This is a genomic window from Pseudomonas sp. MEJ086 (assembly GCF_030209025.1).
In the GTDB taxonomy this organism is placed as follows: domain Bacteria; phylum Pseudomonadota; class Gammaproteobacteria; order Pseudomonadales; family Pseudomonadaceae; genus Aquipseudomonas; species Aquipseudomonas fulva_A.
Genome location: NZ_JARVSV010000011.1, coordinates 15,078 through 38,521, shown reverse-complemented (window position 1 = coordinate 38,521; position 23,444 = coordinate 15,078). Strand labels below are relative to the sequence as shown.

8 protein-coding genes are annotated in these 23,444 nt (G+C 57.2%); 3 read left to right on the top strand and 5 right to left on the bottom strand.

Translation table 11 applies throughout. From position 1 onward, the window contains the following. Positions 1–26 precede the first annotated feature (26 nt). The 3 genes from QRN22_RS09040 to QRN22_RS09030 all read right to left on the bottom strand — a co-directional run bounded on the left by QRN22_RS09040 (position 27) and on the right by QRN22_RS09030 (position 3,604). Positions 27–791, bottom strand: a complete 765-nt coding sequence (locus tag QRN22_RS09040) for an SDR family oxidoreductase (protein ID WP_042556438.1) — start codon at positions 789–791, stop codon at positions 27–29. Positions 792–1,423: 632 nt separating this feature from the next. After that, positions 1,424–2,119: a fumarylacetoacetate hydrolase family protein gene (locus tag QRN22_RS09035; protein WP_042556437.1), complete on the bottom strand. Its 696-nt coding sequence runs from the start codon at positions 2,117–2,119 to the stop codon at positions 1,424–1,426. Positions 2,120–2,257: 138 nt separating this feature from the next. Next, entirely contained in the window at positions 2,258–3,604 is a 1,347-nt protein-coding gene (locus tag QRN22_RS09030) for an MFS transporter (protein WP_042556436.1), read from the bottom strand. A 576-nt stretch (positions 3,605–4,180) separates the two neighbouring features. On the opposite strand from QRN22_RS09030, the gene QRN22_RS09025 reads away from it, so the two are divergent. Then, on the top strand, positions 4,181–5,113 hold the full coding sequence (locus tag QRN22_RS09025; protein WP_042556435.1) for a helix-turn-helix transcriptional regulator: 933 nt from the start codon (positions 4,181–4,183) through the stop codon (positions 5,111–5,113). Here the strand turns inward: QRN22_RS09025 and nhaA are convergent. Continuing rightward, positions 5,110–6,477 carry a Na+/H+ antiporter NhaA gene (gene nhaA, locus QRN22_RS09020; protein ID WP_042556434.1) on the bottom strand — a complete coding sequence of 456 codons (1,368 nt, stop codon included), beginning with the start codon at positions 6,475–6,477 and terminating at the stop codon, positions 5,110–5,112. The genes QRN22_RS09025 and nhaA overlap by 4 nt on opposite strands. Positions 6,478–6,887: 410 nt before the next feature. On the opposite strand from nhaA, the gene QRN22_RS09015 reads away from it, so the two are divergent. Then, positions 6,888–8,105 carry a glycosyltransferase family 4 protein gene (locus QRN22_RS09015; protein ID WP_042556433.1) on the top strand — a complete coding sequence of 406 codons (1,218 nt, stop codon included), beginning with the start codon at positions 6,888–6,890 and terminating at the stop codon, positions 8,103–8,105. 113 nt (positions 8,106–8,218) lie between these two features. Next, the gene (locus QRN22_RS09010; protein WP_042556432.1) at positions 8,219–14,413 is read left to right on the top strand and encodes a calcium-binding protein; all 6,195 of its coding nucleotides are present in this window, start codon (positions 8,219–8,221) and stop codon (positions 14,411–14,413) included. 144 nt (positions 14,414–14,557) lie between these two features. On the opposite strand, the gene QRN22_RS09005 is transcribed toward QRN22_RS09010, so the two are convergent. Next, entirely contained in the window at positions 14,558–23,188 is an 8,631-nt protein-coding gene (locus tag QRN22_RS09005; protein WP_156152803.1) for a calcium-binding protein, read from the bottom strand. Between the last annotated feature and the right edge of the window lie 256 nt (positions 23,189–23,444).

Sequence of the window (23,444 nt, the reverse complement as noted above, 5' to 3'; positions counted from 1 at the left end):
TTGGGCAGGTCGTACCGGCCTGTCGATCAGCCGCGGCCAACGAAGGGCATGTTGGTGGCCATCACGGTCATGTTCAGCACGTTGGCCGAGAGCGGCAGCCCGGCGATGTAGCGCACGGCGTCGGCGACATGCTTGACGTCGACCATGGGCTCGACGGCGATCTCGCCATTGGCCTGGCGCACGCCCTTGGTCATGCGTACCGACAGTTCGGTCAGGGCATTGCCGATATCGATCTGGCTGCAGGCGATGCTGAACTCGCGGCCATCCAGTGCCAGGGACTTGGTCAGGCCCAGCACCGCGTGCTTGCTGGTGGTGTAAGCACTGCTGTAGGGCCGCGGCGTATGTGCGGAAATCGAACCGTTGTTGATGATCCGGCCGCCCTGTGGGGTTTGCTTGCGCATCAGCCGGAAGGCGCCACGCGCGCAGAGAAAGACACCATTGAGGTTGGTGTCGATGACGTTGCGCCACTGCTCGACATCCAGCTCGTCGAGGGTCACGGCGGGCGTGTTGACACCGGCGTTGTTGAAGACCACGTCGAGCCGCCCGTAGACCTCCTCGACGCTGGCGAACAAGGCATCGACGCTGGCCGGATCGCGGACGTCGGTAGGCACCGCGATGGCTTCCTGGCCACGGGTACGGGCAATCTCGACCAATGCCTGCAGCGGCTCGGGCCGACGCCCGGCCAGTACCAGCGAAAAACCGTCGGCCATCAGCGCCTCGGCGACGGCCTTGCCGATACCGCTGCCGGCACCGGTTACCAGGGCGACTTTTTTCAGGGTTTCATGGGACATTTTTTGTTCTCCTCGATGACCTGTTTACGACGTGCAGTCGGCTTGTTTAGCGGCAGCGAAGTGGCGACAGCGGACGTGCGTTGTGGGGCTCCAATTGGTGGGCTGAAGCCCACCCTACAGCCGTGCATCCAAGCGTAGAGTGGGCTTTAGCCCACCAAATCGAACGCCCGCGTTACCAATGCAGCCCTTGCTAGAAGTTACCAGAGCGACTTTTTTCGGGGTTTCAGTGGGGCTCCAATTGGTGGGCTAAAGCCCACCCTACAGCTGTGCATCCAAGCGTAGGGTGGGCTTTAGCCCACCAAATCGAACGCCCGCGTTACCAATGCAGCCCTTGCTAGAAGTTACCAGGGCGACTTTTTTCGGGGTTTCAGTGGGGCTCCAATTGGTGGGCTGGAGCCCACCCTACAGCCGTGCATCCAAGCGTAGGGTGGGCTTTAGCCCACCAAATCGAACCCCCGCGTTACCAATGCAGCCCTTGCTAGAAGTTACCAGGGCGACTTTTTTCGGGGTTTCAGTGGGGCTCCAATTGGTGGGCTGAAGCCCACCCTACAGCCGTGCATCCAAGCGTAGGGTGGGCTTTAGCCCACCAAATCGAACCCCCGCTTCAACAATGCAGCCATTGCTCAAAAATACTAGGGGCGCTCGCCAACGCGCATTTCCAGTTCGGCGACGCCGCCGATACCCGCATTGATCACGTCCCCCGGCTTGAGGGCGGCGACACCGTGTGGCGTGCCGGTCATGATGAGATCACCAGGGCGCAGCGGCACCAAACGCGATAGCAGGCTGATCACTTCACCGACCGTGAATATCTGCTCTTCCAGGCTGCTGCGCTGGCGCTCCTGGCCATTGACGCTCAACCACACCGCGCCGTGATCCGGATGCCCGGCCCTGGCGACCGGCACCACCGCGGTGATCGGCGCAGCCCCCTCGAAGACCTTGGCCATTTCCCAGGCCATGCCCGCACTCTTGACCCGCATCTGGATATCACGGCGGGTCAGATCGAGACCGGCTGCGTAGCCCCAGACATGCTCCAGCGCGTCGGCTTCGGCGATGCTGGCGCCGCCCTTGCCGATCGCCACCACGAATTCGATTTCATGGCAGAACTCGTCCGTCATCGGTGGATAGATCACCTCGCCCACCGCCTCGACCACGGCGCTGGCAGGTTTCATGAAGAACACCGGCGCGTCGGGCTTTTCGCTGCCGGCGCCCGGCCAGGGATAGTTGCGGCCAACGCAGAATACGCGGCCAACGGGAAAGCGCTGATCGCTGCCGGCTACCGGCAGGTCGACCTGGGGCTCGGGCGTGAAGACATAGGAGATGGAAGTCATTGTTGTTGGGTTCCTGTGTAGAGCGTTCAGCCTAAGGCCGTACGCTCGTTGATAGTTGGACGAAAGCCGCTTCGTATTGGACAAAACCGGTCAATTCAACGGCTGGCGTCGGCACGCTGGAGCGCCGACGCCGCAGCGTCAGCGTGTCTGCAACTGGATGCGGTACAAACGACCCAGCAACAGTGAGTAGGACAGCGTGCCCATCAGCGCGACGCCGCCGATGAACCAGAAGGCCATGGCGAACGAGCCGGTGGACTGCACGATGGCGCCGATCACGATGGGCGTGACGATGCCGCCGATGTTGGCCGCCAGGCTGGTGACGCCACCGGTCAGGCCGATCAGCTCCTTGGGCGCCACCTCGGACACCGCCGCCCATGACGAAGACGCGATGCCCTGGGCGAAGAACGCCAGGGTGAGAATGGCGATGCACAGCACGTTGGAGTCGGTGAAGTTGACCAGCACGATGGACATGCCGAGCATCGAGCCGACCACCAGCGGCAATTTGCGCGCGAAGGACAGCGAGTAGCCACGACGGATCAGCGTGTCGGAGACGATGCCCGCCAGCAGGATGCCAATCGTGGCGCCAATGAACGGCATGACCGCGAAGATGCCGACCTTGATGATGGTCAGGTGGCGCTCCTCGATCAGATAGGTCGGAAACCAGGTCAGGAAGAAATACAGCGCCGAGGTACTGGCGAACTTGCCGATGCAGATCGCCCACACCTGGCGGTAGCGGAAAAGTTCAGCGACCTGACGCCAGTTGAATTTGGTGCGCTGCTGGCTGCTCTTGGCCAGTGCACCGCCCTCCTCGATGTATTTCAGCTCCTCCTTGCTGACCTTCTTGCAGTTCATCGGATCCCGGTACAGATACAGCCAGATCACCCCGAAGAGAATCCCTGCCGCGCCGGTGGTGTAGAAGATGTGCCGCCAGTCATAGGTGGTCGCCAGCCACAGCAGCGCACCGGTGAACAGCGCGGTGCCCAGGTACTGGCCACAGACGTAGATGCTGCTGGCCACCCCACGCTCACGGGCCGGGAACCAGACCGTCACCGCGCGGCTGTTGGCCGGAAATGCCGGCGCCTCCATGGCGCCCACGGCGAGTCGCAGCCCGAACAAGGCGCCGAAGCTGCTGACCAGCCCCTGGCACACGGTGACCGCGGACCAGCCGATCAGCGACACGCCATAGGTAAGCCGCGAGCCGAAACGGTCGGCGACGAAGCCGGCAGGCACCAGTGCCAGGGCGTAGGTCCAGGCGAAGGCCGAGAAGATCAGGCCCATCTGAATCTTGTCCAGACCCAGGTCCTCGGCCATGAACGGCGCGGCGATGGAGATGTTCACCCGATCGACGTAGTTGATGATGGTGGCGATCAGCAGCAGCGACAGCATGAACCAGCGCCGACGGGTCGGCAGGCTCTGCGCCGAGACTGCCTCGGCAGCGCCGGTGTGCTCGGCTGCTGCAGCCTGGGAGGTAGGGAGACTCGACATGGGTGACCTCTTGTGATTGGAATTATCGAGATTCTTCGGGCGAAGACGTCCCGCACCCTCGGTTTCCGGGGGTGGGCGTTATCGTTGGAGTTCGGGCGTTATGACGCGGCGTGGCAGACGCCGTGCAGAATCAGCCGGCGCGCCTGAATGGCGTGCGGGGTGATCGGCGTGGGGGCGAGTTGGCGGTTGGCAATGAAACGAAGCGAAGAGTCATGGGCTGCACCTGAGATTGTTTTTGGATGAGATGTCGCTGTGCATGCCCACAAGGTGATCGTACAACTCTCGTAAATCAATATTTCCATTAGATCGTTTTTTGCTGTGCCCTACTCCCGTATTGAACCAGTCCAAAAAATCCTGCTGCCCGACCGGGAGTTATAAACACACGAAAAAACCCTGAAAGCACTGTTCTAGAGGGGTCACCCGATGTTTTGAGCAGCGTCCGTGATTTGGACAGAACGTAACGGCCAGCCTCGGCAACTATCGCACCCAGACGGGCCAATCATCGTACAACCGCTTGCCAGAGCCCTCCGTCAACGGCCAATATGTTGCGAAACATTCTTAACCCGAGAGCTGTAGATGTCTTCACTGAGTCGCGTTCCTACCTACTTGATGCAGCAGCGCAGCGAGCTGACGGATTTCTATATCCGCGATAAGAAGGGCCGTCGTGCAGAGACGGCGCCGCATCGTCACGAATACTTCCAGATCCAGATCAACCTTGGTGGCGACACCGTTCAGCACATCGGCAACGTCGAGCGGCCTTTTCCGCGCAACACCCTGGCGTTCATCCTGCCCCATCGGGTGCACGTGATTCCCCATCCACCGGAAAGCAGCTTCATGGTCATCAACTTCTCGCAGACCTTCCTGCTGCCCCATCTGCAATGCGACCCGATGGACCTGGAAGACGTGTCCATTCTGCTCGCACCGGAGCTGTCGCCCTTCCGCTTTCAGGAATACCTGGATTTCACCCTCGACGACGAGCATTTCGCACGAGTCTGCGCATTGATCGCACAGATGCGCGAACTGGACGTCAGCCGCCAGTTTGGCGTGCGGGAAATCCTCAAGGGCTTGATGCTGCAACTGATCGGCCTGGTGTGCATGCTCTACGCCGAGCCGCTCAAGCAACTGGCGGAAAGCAACGCAGCCCAGGCGAGCCGTCGTGATGCGCTGGGGCGGATGTCCGAATACCTGCGGCGCAACATCGCCGACCCGGACCTGAATCTGAAGAAGGTCGCTGCGGCCACTTATCTGTCACCCAGCTACCTGACCCACTGGCTGCGCAAGGAAGTCGGCAAGACCTTCAGCGATATGGTGCTGGAGCGGCGCATGCACGCCGCCCGCAACCACCTGCTCAACGGCAGCAAGCCGGTGGGCGAAGTGGCGCGGCTATGTGGCTTCGCCGACGAGGCGTACTTTTCGCGGCGCTTCCGGCAGATCCACGGCTTGCCACCTGGGCAGTTCCGTCGTCAGCAACTGGACCCGGACACGCCGCAGATCCCTTTCGCCGACTAACCCTCGCTGCCTGGCCGAGCGCTGCGCAAGCCCCTTACGTAGAGCACGCCCCAGGCCAGACCGACCAGCGCCGACGCCAGCGAGCCCAGCAGCACACCGAGCTTGGCAGCACCCAGCAGATTGGCATCGCTGAACGCCAGGTTGGCGATGAAGATCGACATGGTGAAGCCGATCCCGGCCAGCAGCCCGATCAGCGTTACGCCGCGCCAGGACACATCGGCTGGCAGGCGGCATATGCCGAGCTTGACCATCAGCCAGCTGACGCTGATCACACCAATGGGCTTGCCCGCCAGCAGCGCGATGGCCACGCCCATCATCACCCAGTGCGATGTGCTTTCGGACAGGTCGACGCCGCCCAGGCTCACACCGGCATTGGCCAGGGCGAACAGCGGCATCAGACCGAAGGTGACCCAGGGATGCAGCGCCAGTTGCACGCGCACCACCGGCGGCAGCAACTCACGCTGGGCCAGGCGCAGTTCACGCAACGACTGCGCCGCTTCGTTGGAGGCCACGGCGGTGCCGCTGTCGTCTTCCAGCTCACGGGCGATACGGCCCACCGCATCGCGGGGCAGCTCCCGGGTCGGCAGGCAGATCACCGGCGTCATCAGGCCGAGAATTACCCCGGCCAGGGTGGGGTGCGCCCCGGTCATCAGCAAGCCGCCCCACATCAGCGCGCCGGGCAGCACATAGGCGTAGGCCGAGCCGATGCCGATGCGCTGCAACCCCAGCACCGCCAAGCCGCCGACACCGGCCAGGGCGAAGCCGCTGTAGTCGAGCCCATCCGAATAGAACAGCGCGATCAGGATCACCGCGATGACATCGTCGATCACCGCCAGGGTCAGCAGGAAGATGCGCACGCCGGAAGGAATGCCCTTGCCCAGCAAGGCCAGCAGCCCCACGGCGAACGCGATGTCGGTCGCTGCCGGAATCGCCCAGCCATGTAGCCCGGCGCCCTGATGATTGAGGCTGGCATAGATCAGCGCTGGCATTATCACGCCACCGCAGGCTGCAGCGATCGGCAACGACGCCTGACGCAGGTCGGAGAGCGCGCCGTCATGCATCTCACGGCGAATCTCCATGCCGACGACCAGAAAGAACAGGGTCATCAGGCCGTCGTTGATCCAGAAATGCAGGGACTGGGAAAAGCCGAAGCTGCCGAAGCCAAACGACACCGGAGCGTGCCAGAGCGCGTGATAGCTGTTGGCATAGGGCGAATTGGCCCAGATCAGCGCGGCAGCGGTGGCAAGCAACAACACCACGCCACTGAAGGCTTCACGATGGAGAAGACGGCGAATGAAAGCGAAGACGCACTCAGCCAAATGCTGGGCACGGGGAAGATCCTGACGAGACGGGCGCGATTTCATGGGCGAACGGGCTCCGCGCGGCGGCCCGACCAACGCAACTGAACCTGTCTCACCGCACCATGCGGCTAACACCCGAGCGCCATCCTACACAGGGAGTACCGGCATGTGCCAGTCCGAAGCGCGGGCATTCGCACTGTCCATCCAGCATCGCCGCCTGGCAGTTCCAGGCTGGCGGCTCCATACAGGGTTAAGCGACCGCCCTACAGCCGCTGGCGTGGCGCCGGCCACCAACTATTCTTCACGTAATCGTGAACCGTATCACGCTCCCACCTTCCTTAGACTCCCGTCTCGGGTACATCCTTCTCGAAATGGCGCAATGCCATCGGAGCGCCTGGAAAGCGGCCCTGGCAGGCGCTTTCCAGACCTGCCCCATAGGGACATGGACGAAACTGCAAAGGAGTTGCTGCGCGATGCGCGTGCTTTTCATACACCAGAATTTCCCTGGACAATTCCGGCATATCGCCTTGAATCTGGCCGCTCGTGCCGACACCGAGATTCTGGCCATCGGTCGCGAGCAGGCACCTGGGCTACCGGGCGTAAAGCTGCTGCGCTACACGCCCCATCGCAAGGCGAGCCCGCAGACGCATCCTTACGTACGCAGCTTCGAAGACGGTGTGTTGCACGGCCAGCAGGTGCTGCGCCTGCTGCTGGACCTGAAGGGCAAGGGCTATCGACCGGATGTGGTGATCGCGCACCCTGGCTGGGGTGAAAGCCTGTTCGTCAAGGAGGCCTTCCCTTCGGCGCGATTGATCCACTTCTGCGAGTACTACTATCAGGCCCGTGGCGCGGATGCCGGGTTCGACCCCGAGTTTCCCTTCGACACCAATGGCGCCGCGAGCATCCGCAGCCGCAACGCCCTGCACCTGCTCAATCTGGAAAACTGCGACCAGGCCATTACCCCGACACACTGGCAGCGCAGCCTGCACCCCGCGGCGTACCGTGATGGGATTCAGGTGATCCACGAGGGCATCGACCTAGCCGGCCTTGGCAGCGATGCCGAAGCCACGCTGGAGCTGCCCACGGGGCAAGTGCTGAAGGCCGGGCAACCCATCCTGACCTATGTGGCACGCAACCTTGAACCCTACAGGGGCTTCCACAGTTTCATGCGTGCTTTGCCACATATCCTCGAGGCACATCCAGGCTGCCAAGTAGTGGTGGTAGGTGGTGACGACGTCAGTTATGGCAGCCGGCCGAAGGATTCAGCCAACTGGCGCAGCAAGCTACTGGCAGAAAACCCGTTCGACAGGTCGCGGGTACATTTCCTCGGCAAGCTGCCCTACTCCACCTACAAGCGGGTACTGCAGGTATCCGCCGCCCACGTCTACCTCACCTACCCCTTCGTGCTGTCCTGGTCGCTGCTGGAAGCGATGGCCAGCGGCTGCCTGATCATCGGCTCAGACACCGCGCCAGTGCGTGAGGTGATCGAAGACGGACATAACGGTGTGCTGGTGGATTTCTTCGACAGCGGACAGATCGCCGAAAAAGCCCTGCTGGCCCTGACGCAGCCTGAACGCTTCGAGCCTATCAGGCGGCAGGCGGCGATCAGCGCCCGAGAGTACTCGACCGAAAACGGTGTCGCCGGATACCTGAAGGTGCTGGGCATCGACCTGGCAGCGATGCCCGCCTGAACGCATTGGAGGCGGTGAACCTCCCTTTTTCAAACCACGCCCGTGCATCTGGCTGACATACCGGTCAGGGTCGCGAGCGTGTTCGCTTGTGGTGATCCATCAAAGGAGTGGGTATGGATATTCAAGGCACGAACGGTAACGACACACTGGTCGGCAGCGACACTGCCGACCAGATTCTGGGCCTCGGAGGTGATGACCTTCTGATCGGCGGCGCGGGTTTCGACACGCTATCCGGCGGCCTGGGCAACGATACGCTGCGCGGCGGCCAGGGGGCGGATACCTATCGCTTCGGTCGTGGCGGCGGCCGCGACGTGATCGAAGACGCGGGGGGTGACGGCTTCATCAATCGCCTCGAATTCGACGCTGGCATCATGCCGGAGGATGTCAGTTGCCGGCGTATCGATAATGACCTGGTACTGAGCCTTGTTAACTCGAATGACCAGATCGTTGTGCGCAATTACTTTTCCAACACAGGCCTGCCGGAAATCACGGAAATCATCTTTGCCAACGGCCCTCATTGGTCACCTTACGAAGTACGGATGAGAGTGGAGAACGCCCCTCAGGGGGCGCTCATGGTCGGTACCTCTGGAGCGGATGTATTGCTCGGTGGTGCCACAGCAGACACTCTGGACGGTGGTGCTGGCGATGATCTGCTCAACGGCGGCAGCGGCGATGACCTGCTGCTAGGCGGTGACGGCAACGACACGCTGGTAAGCGGCCTTGGATTCGACACCCTGGTAGGTGGCCAAGGCAATGATATTTATCGTCTGGCAGCCGACTGGGGCCAGGTACTCATCAACGAGCAGGCCAGTGGTGGCTTCGATGTAATCGAGCTATTCAATGTGTCGTCGATCAGCATGCAGCTGCAGAGAGTTGGCAATGACCTGATTTTGCTCCGACGAGATACAAGCGACAGAGTCACTATCAGCAACTATTTCAGCACAAGCGCTGACGGCCAAAGTGCCATTGAAGAGATTCGTTTCTCCGACCAGAGCTGGAACCGTACCCACGTTCTCAATCTACTGAGCGTTGGCACGCCCTACAACGACAACCTGACAGGCACCGATGCACCAGACTATCTGTTCGCAGGCATGGGCGACGATCAGCTCTCTGGCCTGGGCGGCAACGACCGCCTGGAAGGCGGCGCAGGTAATGACACGCTGTACGGTGGTGCGGGCGACGACACACTGATCGGTGGCGATGGTGACGACTGGCTCGATGGCGGCGAAGGCCACAACCAGCTCATCGGCGGGATGGGTAATGACACCTACGTAGTCGACCAACCCTCCAGTTTCATTCAGGAAGATGCTGACGGCGGTATCGATACGGTACGCAGCAGCACGCACCACTGGCTCAATTACGCCCTCGAAAACCTGATACTGACCGGCAGCGCGAATAGCGACGGTTTCGGCAATGACCTGAATAACGAAGTAACCGGCAATGCCGGCAACAACTACCTAGAGGGTAGAGAGGGCAACGACCTCATCAACGGTATGGACGGTAACGATGTCCTGCTAGGAGGCATGGGTAACGACACCCTCTATGGCGGCGCAGGCAACGATACCCTCAACGGCGGCGACGGCGACGACTGGCTCGATGGCGGCGAAGGCTATGACCAACTAATCGGTGGCATGGGTAATGACACCTACGTAATGGGTCGAAACTACACCTCCATTATCGAGAATGATAACGGCGGGATCGATACAGTACGCAGCAGCATGACCCACATGCTTGGTTACGCTCTCGAAAATCTTGTCCTTACCGGCAGTGCCCATATCGATGGCAACGGCAACGAGCTGGACAACGAACTCACTGGTAATACCGGCAATAACCGCCTCAAGGGCGAGGCCGGTAACGACCGCCTCTATGGTCTGGACGGCAATGACACACTGGAAGGCAGCGTGGGCAACGACAGCCTTTACGGTGGCTCAGGCGACGACGAACTGATCGGCGGTGATGGTGACGACTGGCTCGATGGCGGAGACGGTTTCAATCGACTGGTTGGCGGGATGGGTAATGACACCTATGTCATTGACCAAAACAAATCCTCGATTTACGAAACACCCGACGGCGGGCTGGACACAGTGCGCAGCAGCATCACCTTCGGCCTGGGTTATGCCCTTGAAAACCTGGTTCTTACCGGTACCGAGCATATCGACGGTTTTGGTAATGAGCTGAACAATGAGGTCATCGGCAATGCGGGCAACAACAAGCTCGAAGGCGGCGCAGGCAATGACTACCTCGACGGCGGCGCCGGTAACGACCAGCTCAGCGGAGGCGCTGGCAACGACACTTACTTCTTCAGCCGAGGCTGGGGGCAGGACACCATCGCCGATAACGGCAATGGGCTGGATGTCATTCGGTTCGCTACCGGCATCCTGCCAAGCGATATCAAGGCGCTGCACCAGAATGGAGACCTGATTCTCGACCTCAGGGGTTCGACAGACTCCATCCGCGTGGTCGGCTACTTCCTCAACAACGGCACGGGCAGCAATGCCATCGAAGAGATCCGCTTCGCCAATGGCCAGCTCTGGAGCTTCGGTCAAGTGCGCGCACTGGCCCTGCAAGGGAGTAACGCAGATGACCTGCTAAACGGCTTCAGCACCTCCGATACGCTGGATGGGGGAGCAGGAAACGACACCCTCAACGGCGCGGAAGGTAACGACCTGTTATATGGCGGCGACGGCAACGACGTACTGAACGGCGGTACCGGCAACGACACCATGCGCGGCGGCTTCGGTAACGACACCTATGTGGTCGACTCGCTTGGCGATGTGATCCTGGAAAACTCCAACGAGGGTATCGACACCATCGAGTCCAGCATCAGCATTCCCAGTCCGCTCAGCGCCAATATCGAGAACCTGCGTCTGACTGGCAATGGCAACCTGACCGGCATCGGCAACTCCGCGAACAATCTGATCACCGGCAATCAGGGCGCCAACTACCTGGTCGGCAATGCCGGCAACGACACGCTGAGTGGCGAAGGTGGCAATGACACCCTCGAAGGCGGTATCGGCAATGATGTTTACCGCTTCGCCCGAGGCTGGGGCGCCGATACGGTGCAGAACTACGAGTCACTCTCGAACGGTCTTGATGCCATCGAGTTCGCTGCGGACATCCAGCCAGGCGACATCCGCGCCTCACGAAGCGGAAGCAACCTGGTGCTGAGCCTCAATGGCAGCAGTGACCGCATCACTGTCACCAACTACTTCCAGAACGACGGCGCCACCTCCTATGCGGTGGACGAGATCCGCTTCGCCAACGGTACCCGCTGGAGCATCTCGACCATCAAGGCGATGGTCCTGCTGGGCACTAGCGGTAACGACACGCTAACCGGCTACGCCAGCGCCGATAGCATCATCGGCGGCGCCGGCAACGACAGCATTATCGGTGGCAGTGGCAACGATACGCTCGATGGTGGCGGCGGAAACGATTCGATCGCTGGTGGTTTCGGCGATGATCGCTTGGTGGGCGGTACGGGCAACGACCAGCTGCTAGGTGGCTCAGGTAATGACCTCTACACCTTCGCCCGGGGCTGGGGTCAGGATGTGATCTTGGACACCGAGGGTGCACTGGATGTGATCGATTTCGCGGCGGGGATCACGCCCGACGATATCACCGTCAGCCATGACGGTGACGACCTGCTGCTGAAACTGCTGGGCAGCACCGACAGCATCCGGGTCGTGGGCTACTTCGGTACCGAAGGCACTGGCACCGTGGAGCAGGTCCGCTTCGTCGACGGCACCCAGTGGCTGCCAGAGCAGCTCCGATCGCAAGTGCTGCAGGGCGATGCAAGCAACGACAGTCTGATTGGGTTCGCCAGTGCCGACGTGCTCATGGGCCAGGCCGGCAACGATAGCCTGTCCGGCCTGGCAGGCAATGACACGCTGTACGGCGGTGCAGGGAACGACCTGCTGGACGGTGGAGATGGCGATGACCTGCTGAGTGGCGATACTGGCGCCGATACGCTGATCGGTGGCGCAGGCGATGACCGCTACTGGGTGGATGCCGATGACGTGGTGATCGAAGCCGTGGATAGCGGTACAGACACGATCGAGTCACGCGCCTCTTGGATTTCGGGCGACAACATCGAAAACCTGATTCTCAGCGGGGCAGCGGTAGAAGGCATCGGCAATGCGCTGAACAACGACATCCAAGGTGGCTACGGCAACAACCTGTTGCGCGGTGAAGCCGGTGATGATCGTCTTAACGGTGGGCTTGGCAACGACACCCTGGTGGGCGGTACGGGCAACGATACATACGTATTCGACAACTACTGGGGACAGGACGTCATCCACAACCAGGACGATGGTGTCGGCAAGCACGACGTCATCGAGTTCGCGGCCTTCAACCCCGAGCACATCAGCTTCCGCCGTGTCGCTGACAACCTGGTATTCAGCCGCAATAACACTCAAGACACACTCACCGTCATCGACTTCTTCCAGGGCGATGGCACGGGCCCCGCCTCCATCGAGGAAGTCCGCTTTGGCAATGGCGTCGTCTGGACCGGCGACTATATCCGCAACAGCACGCTGCAGAGTTCTTCCGGCAACGATACCCTGCGGGGCTTCTCCACCAATGACGGCATCGCCGGGGATGACGGCCATAATGAACTGTACGGCCTGGGCGGCGATGACACCCTCGACGGCGGTGCAGGTGATGACAGGCTGTTCGGCGGCGCTGGGAACGACCGCCTGCTGGGTGGCCTGGGCAATGACAGCATGGAAGGCGGAGCCGGTGATGACATCTACCAGGTCGACTCCCTGGACGATGCAGTGATCGAGAACCCGGATGCGGGCATCGACACCATCGAATCCAGCGTAAGCCTGACCCTCGGTAGCAATATCGAGAACCTGCTGCTCACCGGTACCACGGCCATCAACGGCACGGGCAATACGCTGGACAATCTGCTCATCGGCAACGAGGCAGCGAACCTGCTCAGCGGCGGCGCGGGTGCTGATCGCCTGATCGGTGGCACCGGCAACGATACACTCAGTGGCGGAGCAGGCAACGACATCTATGTGTTCGAGCGAGGCTGGGGTCAGGACACGCTGAACAACTTCGACTCCAGCGCCGGTAAGCGCGACACCATCGAGTTTGGCATGGGGATATCTCCCAGCGACATCGGCGTCCGAAAGTCTGGGTCAGATCTGCAATTGACGCTCAAAGGCAGCGATGACCGAATCACCATCACCAATGCACTCGTCCTCGGCTGGAACGCTACTTACGTTGTGAATGAAGTCCGTTTCGCCGACGGCACCGTTTGGAACGCCGAGCAGTTACGCACCCAGTCGATGCAAGGCGGTGATGGAAACGATTGGCTGGGCGGATACAATTTTGATGACCTGATTGTCGGCGGCCTAGGTAACGATTCGCTGGGAGGCCTGGGCGGCAACGACACCCTCGATGGCGGGCCTGGCAACGATAACCTGCAGGGCGGTTACGGCAACGATGTCTACCTCTTTACCCGCGGCTGGGGCCAGGACACCATCGCCGACGTGGATGTGGCCTCCGGCAGTGCCGACGCCATTGTCTTCGGTGAAGGGATTACCCCCGAGGACATCGTATTCAGCCATGCGGATGGCAATCTCAACCTCCAGCTCAGAGGCTCGACCGACAGCATCAGCGTGTACGGCTACTTCCGTTTCAACACTCACGTGATCGAGGAAATACGCTTCGCTGATGGCAGTATCGTGACCTACCAGCAACTCCATCAGTCATTCCTGACCGGGGGTGATGGCAACGATGTCCGAACCGGCTTCCCTCTGAACGATCTGCTCTCGGGCGGCCTTGGCAATGACAGCCTACGTGGTGTTAACGGCAACGACACTTTGCTGGGCGGTGCGGGAGACGACTGGCTGCATGGAGGATTCGGTGATGACCTGCTTCAGGGCGGTGCCGGAAACGATACCCTCCTAGGTGGTGCCGGTTCTGACACCTACCTGTTTGGCCGCGGTGATGGTCAGGATAGGATCGACAACTCCGAAGCGACTGCCGATAGTCTGGACACCCTGTCGTTCGGCGAGGGCATATCAGCAGAGCAACTCTGGTTCCGCCAGAGCGGCAACAACCTGGATGTCAGTCTGGTCGGTGGCAGTGAGCGGATCACCATCGCGAACTGGTACAAAGGGAGCGCCTATCAGCTCGACCAGTTCAAGTCCGCCGATGGCAAGACCTTGCTGGACGGCCAGGTACAAGGGCTGGTGGATGCGATGGCCGCGTTCGGCGTACCAGCGGGGGCTGAGGGTAATCTCACTACGGCCCAACGAGATGAGCTCAATCTGGTGATCGCTGCCAACTGGCAGTGATCGAATGAATGGCTTGGCGAGCGATTCGCCAAGCCAACACAAGAGGCCGTCTAAGTTTTTGAACAACTAGGCCGCTAAATTCCCAAGCGAAATAGAAAAAGGGCCGTAGCCCCTGCCAAAGCAGGAGCTACAGCCCTTTTTGGTTTACTGCCAGTTAGCCGCTATAGCGACATTGAGTTGATCTCTCTGAGCTTGCGTCAGGTTGATCTCGCCTCCAGCGGGTGCGCCGAAGGCAGCCATGGCGTTGACGAGGTTATCGACCTGATTTGCATACAAAGAAGAGCTACCAGCTTGAATGACATCCAGACGCTGTGCCGAATCTGCATACCAATCCTGTACGGTGACGCTGTCACCTGAGCCGCGTACATCGACCACCAGGTTATTACCCTGGCGCGACAACCAGAGGTTATCTCGTGTGATGCCTTCGATGCTCAGAATGTCGTTGTCAGCAGGCGTATTGGAGAGGTTATTTATCACATCCTGGCCATCCCCAGCAGCGAAGTAGTAAGTATCACCTCCATCACCACCGAGCAGGTAATCATTGCCCTTTCCACCACGGAGCTTGTCATTGCCAGCGCCACCGTCGATGAGATCGGCATCGGACGAGCCAAGAATATTTTGATCTCCGGCCTGCCCAGCTAGAACGGTTCCGAAGGCACGCTCGTCAGGAACACCCTGATAGTTCGGCGAGCCTTTGGTATCCGGGTTACTCAGACCGAAGGCGCCGAACAGCTGAGCAGCGGTCAATTGGCCGCCCGAAGCGAAGCTGATTACGTCGACAACATGATCGCCACCCAAGAACCAGTTTTTCAGCGTGACTTGGTCGCTACCGCCGCTGACCTTAAGCACCAGATCGTTACCACTTTTCATCAGACCGCTGGAGACCTGGTTGAACGTAATGCCATCGAAACGCAAGGTGTCGAAGCCACCACCGATGTTGTCGATAACGTCCTGCCCACCGCCTGCCGCGAACACATAAGTATCATCGCCACGGCCGCCAACTAGCGTGTCATTACCAGTGCCACCGCTGAGGGTATCGTTGCCGCTGCCACCTTCAAGGCGATCATTACCCGCAGCACCAGAAAGCTGATCATTGCCGTTAAAACCTTGCAGCAAATCACGCTGAGCAGTGCCATTCAGTGCCGCATCATTGCCACTGGTACCCTGCACTACAGTGTCAAACGAAGCCGCAGATGTTGAAGGCACGACAAGGCCAAAGGCTCCGAAGATCTGCGCCGCAGTCAACTGCCCGCCTGTATCGAAGCTGATGGTTTCAACCAAGTTTTCACCACCCAGGAAGAAGTCTTTTAGGGTCACTTGGTTGGTGGAGCTGCCATTTACCTTCAGGACGAGGTCGTTACCCGACTTACCCAGGCCAGAAGCCACCTGGTTAAAGGTAATTCCATTGGCGAAGCGCAGAGTGTCGATGCCGCCGAGCTCTTCAAGCACATCCTGGCCAGCTGTGTAGATATAGGTGTCGTCACCAACACCACCCAGCAGCCGGTCGTTACCCGCCCCGCCATTGAGGGTGTCCTTACCAGCACCACCAATTAGCACATCATTGGCAGCAGTTCCGGTGAGGACATCATCACCACCAACGCCTGCAACCGGAGGCTGATCGCCGCCGCCTGGATTGGTGCCGCTGTCACCTGGCTCTTCACCATTACCAGGGCCTTCACCATCGCCCGGCTCGCCGGTGCCACCGCCGGGCATAGCTGTTAGCAGACCAGCAATCTGGGCGGTGGTGATGTAGTTACCACCATCGGGCTGAATGTAATCAATGGCGAAATCGCCACCGAGGAAGTGATCGGTAACTTTCAACTGCTGCTGGATATCGCCGTCCACCAGAACCAGCAGATCGTTACCCTCACGATGGAAACTCAATCGAGTTCGCGCGATACCGATGAAAAATGCACCGTCGAAACCACCGCCGCTGTTGTCGATGACATCGACACCGCCACCAGCACGGTAGTAGTACTGATCGTCGCCAGCGCCACCGGCCAGCCGGTCATTGCCATCCTCTCCATCGAGCACGTCGTTGCCATTACCGCCAATCAGTATGTCGCTACCCGAACCACTCTGCGATCCGTTGCCACCGGAAAGGTAGTCGTTGCCATCGCCGCCTTCGAGCTGGTCATCACCACCCATGCCAAATAAGGTGTCATTGCCAGCCAGACCGCGGAGTAAATCTTTACCTTGTCCGCCAGCGAGTTGCTCGCCCGTGGCTGTACCCTCAACCAGAGTTTCGAAACCACCCGGGATGTTTGCGGCTGCCACGATCTGCGCAATGCGAGCGGCATTGATCATGAAGCCGCCATCAGGCTGCACATAGCTGATGGCTTTGTCGCCACCCAAGAAATGACCTAGCACTCGTACTGACTGCTCAGCGTCCTCATCCACAAGGATCAGGAGATCATTGCCGTCACGTTTGAACGTTAGGCGCGCCTCGTCGATACCACCGCTGAAGAACACACCATCATTGCCACCACCGGTATTGTCGATCGTGTCTGAACCGCCGCCAGGGAAGTAAACGTACTTATCGTCTCCAACACCTCCGGCCAACAGATCATCACCTGCACCGCCCATTAGTTGATCGTTTCCGGCGCCGCCAAAGATGGTGTCGTTACCAGCCTCGCCATCCAAGTAGTCGTTGCCGTTTTCACCATGCATCGCGTCGTCGCCAGCGCGGCCCCATGCTTGGTCGTCACCGGCGCCGAGCCGCATGGTGTCGTTGAGGTCGCGATAACCGATAAAGCTATCCGCAGTAGCGGTGCCGTGCCAGATCACCTGGCCTTCGACTTCAGCCTGACTCAGTTCGCTACCATCGGCGAATACGAAATACTCCAGTTTGAAGTGATCATTGGGCTCCTTAAACCAGTTCTGTACCGTGATCGAGTCAGTGCCGTTGGCATGCTCGATAACCATGTCCAGACCACGGCGGTGGAAACTCAGATCACTGGCCGAAATACCTTCACCGAAGCTCAAGGTATCGGCAGTCGGCTCAATGTTGCTGTAGGCCTCATTGGCACGACGCTCAATCAGCAGGTCATGGCCATCGCCCAGATTGAAGATGTAGGTGTCCTCACCGAACGAGCCGTAGATGGTGTCGTTACCCGTGCCACCTTCGATGATATTGCTGCCCTGATTCCAGGCATTGCTGTATGCCTCAATTAGATCATCACCAGCACCGCCTTGCAGGGTGTCGAAGCCTTGGCCCTTGATGGTGTCGTGACCCTCCCCGCCAGCTAGCAGGCCTCTGCCTTCCAGATAGTCATTCCCGGAACCGCCATCAAGCACCCCATCGCCGTAAAGATGGTCATCACCGGAATCACCATGGAGATGGTCATAACCGCCGCCGCCATGGAGGGTGTCGTTGCCGTCACCACCATGTAACTGGTCATCACCCCACTCTCCGTTGAGTAGGTCGTCACCGGCATCGCCAAACAGGGTGTCGTTACCATTACCCCCATTTAGTGTGTCGTTGCCCTCGTTGCCATGAACTTCGTCGTCACCTTCGTGACTGTGAACGATATCGTCCCCCGCTCCGGCTTCAATCACGTCGTCGTCCGGGTGGCCGAAGATCTCATCAGCAACATCGGTGCCGGCCAATGCCATTTGCTTAATCTGAGCAATATCCCAAGATGTGCCATCGGCGAAGATAATCGACTCAACTGGTGTATGGCCATCTAGACCCGCCTGATAAGAAAACTGATCCTTGATTCGAATCTGATCACCAGTGGCGGTGCGGCTTATCACCAGGTCGTATTGATCACGACGCAAAACGACATCCCCAGGAACAGCATCAGTCAGTTGCAGTCTGTCGTTACCGCTTTCGTCCTGAATGAGATCGACACCGTTACCAACGGAGAAACGGTATAGATCATCTCCCTGACCACCTTGCAGCTGGTCGTTGCCGGAACCGCCCACTAGTGTGTCGTCACCTTGGCCGCCCTGAAGCAAATCATCGCCGGCGCCGCCACTAAGTAGGTCATTGCCTGCAAAGCCTTCAATGTGGTCTGCACCATCGCCGGAAGAAATCGTATTGTCTAGATCGTTAGCCTGGATATGATCGTCTCCCGTCGAGCCAGCCAGCGTTCTCGCATTAAGGCCCTCGGAATTCAATACTTCCAGATTTCCTAGCGCATCCTCAAGGATCAGCCCGCGCTGCGGACTGCTACCATCGAAGAACCTTTCAAACGTCAATGTGTCCTGACTATTACCTAGGAAAGAGACGACGAGACTGTCGCCGCTACGACGTAACAACAACTGTTCAAGGCTGTAGCCCTCAACCTTGATAGTGGCTACATCTGGTAGCCCGCTTACGCGGTCATGGTCACTACCTTGCCGGAAGATATAAGTGTCTTTTTCGCCGCCCCAATAGAGATCGTTGCCGACGCCACCGTCAAGTACGTTCTCGCCAGCCCCGCCAGAGAGCTCGTCACTGCCATCCCCCCCCAGCAAGGTGTCGTTACCACCGCCCCCGGTTAAATGGTCGTTTCCGGCCCCCCCCGATAGATGATCATCCCCGTCGTAGCCATGGAGCACATCATTGCCAGCACCACCGTCAAGGACATCATCTGTTGCATAGCCATAAAGGCTATCAGCCCCATCAGTGCCAACCTGTACAATCTGCTTGACCGACTCGACACTCCATGAAGTACCGTCAGCGAAAACGATTCGATCAATCTGATAACCGTCGGTGGCATCACTTTCGAAGTAGTGTTCAACCGTCAGTGTGTCGTCACTGCCTTGAATGCTCAAGATGAGCTTGTTCTGCAGACGAGTCAGACGAACATCGGCAGGTAAGACATCGGCAGCGAGCTGGATAACGTCCTCGGAACCAGCAGAACGGTCAAAGTTATTGATCACATCCTGCCCGTAACCGCGACCGAACAGGTAGGTATCTGAGCCTTCCCCGCCGGTGAGGTAGTCATTGCCGGCGCTGCCATCCAGAGTGTCACCGCCATCGCCACCCTCAAGACGATCATTACCCTCGCCGCCAATCAAATGATCATTCCCTTGATTACCAATCAAGGTGTCGTGACCCGCGCCGCCGTTGATCAGGTCATCTGACGCATAGCCGTATAAGGTGTCCGCCCCGCTTGTGGGCTGCAAAACTAGCTGCTTGATTTGCTCAAGCGTCCAGAAGCTACCGTCGGCAAAAACGATTCGATCAATAAAATGTCCGCTCGTTGCATCACCAGCAAAGAAACTCAGAATAGAAACAGAATCACCTGTATCAATGATGGTGAGTACAAGGTCATCGTTACCGCTGCGAGTCAAACGGATATCCGATTGAGCGATACCTGCGGAAAGGCTTAGTACATCTAACCTCCCAACCGTATTATCGAGGTTTAAAATTCGATCATTGCCGTCGCCGCGACCAAATACATATGTATCTGAGCCTGCACCACCGTTTAAACTATCACTCCCTCGCCCACCAACCAGAGTATCATCACCTACTCCACCATTCAGCGTATCGTTTCCCAAACCACCGAAAAGGGTATCATCCCCACCTTTTCCATCTAGCAGGTCATTGCCAATACCGCCTTCGATTAGATCACTACCTGAATAGCCTAGTAATTGATCATCAGCATCGGTTGAAGCAATTACAGCTACCTTGATCTCATCAACATTCCAAGAAGACCCATTAGAAAAATCTATGCGATCTATTTGGTATCCACCAGCACCATCCTTATAAAAGAATGACTGTATACGCAAACTGTCGAGCCCGCCCTCCAGATATATCAAAAGATCGTCGCTAGACCGGCGTAACGAAACCTGATGCTTCTCTAAACTGCCACCTAGTAATACACGATCTAGGCGAGAGGCGGAGGTATCATGGTTATAAATAACATCATGGCCTGATCCAAAACCAAATCGATATGTATCCGAACCAATTCCGCCATTTAAATAGTCATTTCCCTCACCGCCATCTATGACATCATTACCTGCACCACCCATAATGTTGTCATTACCACCGCCTCCCGACAAGGTGTCATTACCACCATTGCCCTCAATCAACTCGTGTGAATCAGAACCAGATATCGTATCAGCAGACTCGTAACCCTGCAGCCGAGTTAGGCCTTCACCTGGCGACAAAACCAATCTCATTATCTCATCACGCCCCCAGGATTGCCCGCCAGCGAACAAGATCTGATCTATCTGGTATCCGCCCTTGGCATCTAGATAGAAGAATCTTTCAACTTTTAAAGAGTCATTTTGCCCTTTTATTTTCAGTAGCAGATCATTACCAACGCGAGAGACATCAATATCCTCCTTGGTCAGACCGCCAGAAATAGAGACGACATCAAATCGACCTATGGATCGATCATAGCTATGAATAACATCGTTACCAGAGCCGATCCCAAATACATATGTATCCGCCCCCTCGCCTCCGTCTAAATAGTCATCTCCAGCCCCGCCGTTAAGAATATCGTTGCCCGCCTCACCAAACAGCATATCATTGCCGCTCCCGCCGACAATGATATCTCTCCCTGCGCCCCCATTTAAATAATCACTACCCTCTTTACCCAATAAATAATCGTCGCCGTTATTACCCTGTATTTGGTCGTCCGCACCCGAGCCAATAGCGAAATCGACTCCACCCTCTAAAGATTTATTCTGTCCATTCTGATCTAAGAAGCTGAATATTGTTTGCGGCCCTAGCTGAACCGCCACTGCTGACCTGTTCTCTGGCGTTAATGATTCAACCCATACCCCAAGCCTGTTAGACCACTCATTCAAAGGCCCCCTCAGCTCTTTCATGAGTTCAAACAAGTCCACAACTGCATTAACGGGATCGGCCTCGTAAGCAGCCTCCAGCTTATTTGAAACGCTGCTATAATCTAGGGAGACACCATCCGATGTCACACCAACCTGGATTTCTCCCAAGTACTTGGATAGCCGAGTTTGAAGGATTAACCCCTGATACACAGACTCTAACAGTGCCTCATATGCTTGATTGATAAACGCGGCTTGAGTACCATTAACTGCCAAATGCTTTTCTGTAATATAATACGTAGCGTCTCCTGATTCGATTCCACCACCGAACGTAGTACGCCCCCCCTGAATAGAACCAGCACCTACACTTGCACTAACAAACTCTTTGCCACTGCTATCTACAGTTTTAGTCGATATGAATTTGAAAAAATCTTGCCCGTTAAAAATCTCTAGAACTTTTATTTTTTCTAAAAGAGCTTTCTGAGCTAATTGTTCCGCCGAGGGCTCATTGAGACCTCCACCGATAGAGATAGACCCGACATTGTTTCCGTTACTCCCCGATGTTCCGGCGGCAAATTCGATGCTATCTGGCTTTTCCCAAGAGTAAGAAAAAACGAACTTTGCTTTATCAGTATTGAGGTCAGAGACCCGCTGATCGAAGGTTCTGAAATTCGAACTAGCAGCCCATTCCCTTACCACGCCAGCGATCATTCCTATTTGCTGGAGTCTGGTTCCACCTTGGGAGTAGTCAGACAATGCTCTCTTCAAATGCGGATTAAGCATAGTAGCTTCGCGCAGATCACGGACTGCTCCCGAGCCATACATATCGGGTAGTGATTTGGCCGATGCATCGAGCGTTATGGTATCGGTAAACTTCCTATAAAAAGGATTAGAGGCCAAGTCGAGGTTCGCCGCTTGGGGCAGGCTAGAACTGATATAGCTAGCGCTACCATCATTTCTAACATAACTCCCTAGAGCACTAATCAAATTGCCATTAGACTCCTGAGCGACACTATTAGAAGTTAAGTTAATCGCGACGATGCCGTGATCAGAAAGGGTTTTCAGTTCCCCTTGCTGAGACAGGCCGTCTTGATTAGCATCATTCCAGATAAGAACTTCGCCAAATCGATCATCTTGTATGTTAAAGATACCATCTGAGTTTGTATCAAAGTCACTTAAAGCGTCGAATCCATTTGCAGCCTTCGAGCCATCAATTTTTATAGTATCTACACCGAAGAGTTCCCCCCCATTATCTATTTGACGGTTTCCATTTCTGTCGAGCACCAGGAAGCCATCGTCACCGCCCAGCCATCCAGTGCCGGTTCTTACCCCATCGCCATCAAAATCAAAGACAATTCCGAGATTAGATGGAACAGTTTCAACTCCATCACCATCCAAATCGAGTGCTAAAGGATCCACTCGTGGAACAAAATTCATAGCAGACATGAAGCCGGAATTAGCCATTGGTGCAATTGCGCAACTTGCACCCGTGTCGTAATAGGTGATCAAATCTCTAATGATATCTTTACTGTCTTCACTCACACGATTATCATCTAGATAACCCTGCCACTTATCCATCAGGTCTCTAAGTGACTCTTTTAAGTTATCATCAATTGGCTGGGCATTTAAATTTTCAGGAAAATTTTCCGGGTCAGTTCTAGGATCATTCTGAGGGTCAGTGATCAAATCTCCGCGCTTCAGCTTATCAAGTACTGCATCACCGATGTCACCAGCACTAGACCAATCTTGCTGACCGAGTTGACGCCCTACGTCGTTATTGTACAAATCCCCATTCATATCGCGCTTGCCGCGCTCAGACTCGAAATTTCTCGAATTTCGACTTTCTATGTAATCACCACCCAGCCTTGATATTCCAGGCGTCGAAAGCCAAGACCAAACCGCATTGGTGTAGGCGTGCCTAAAAGCGTCAAAACTTGGATCAGAATCGGGAAAATCCGAAGTCCCTGTTCGGCTTTCGTACATGTCTCTAGCTTTATCTTGCCACCACTCTCGGCTTAACGGAGTTTTTTGCATCATTGATCTTTCAGCCATGACTCTTCCTTAACGTCATAAGTTAGTTATTTATTAACTTCTCTGTGAAGCATCCTAATCTTGGCGCCTTGAAATAAATAACCTCTGTTCTGGTCAAAGATTTTTGTGATATATGGAACACATACCAAACGCCATCCTCCGCGGGAAAGCTCTTCCCATTTAATATTCTCGAAAGCTCCGCATTCTGTTTCTCAATTCGGTCGATATCATAAGAGGGATAGATACAAACATGCTCCCCACTCGCGGTGAGCGGTGC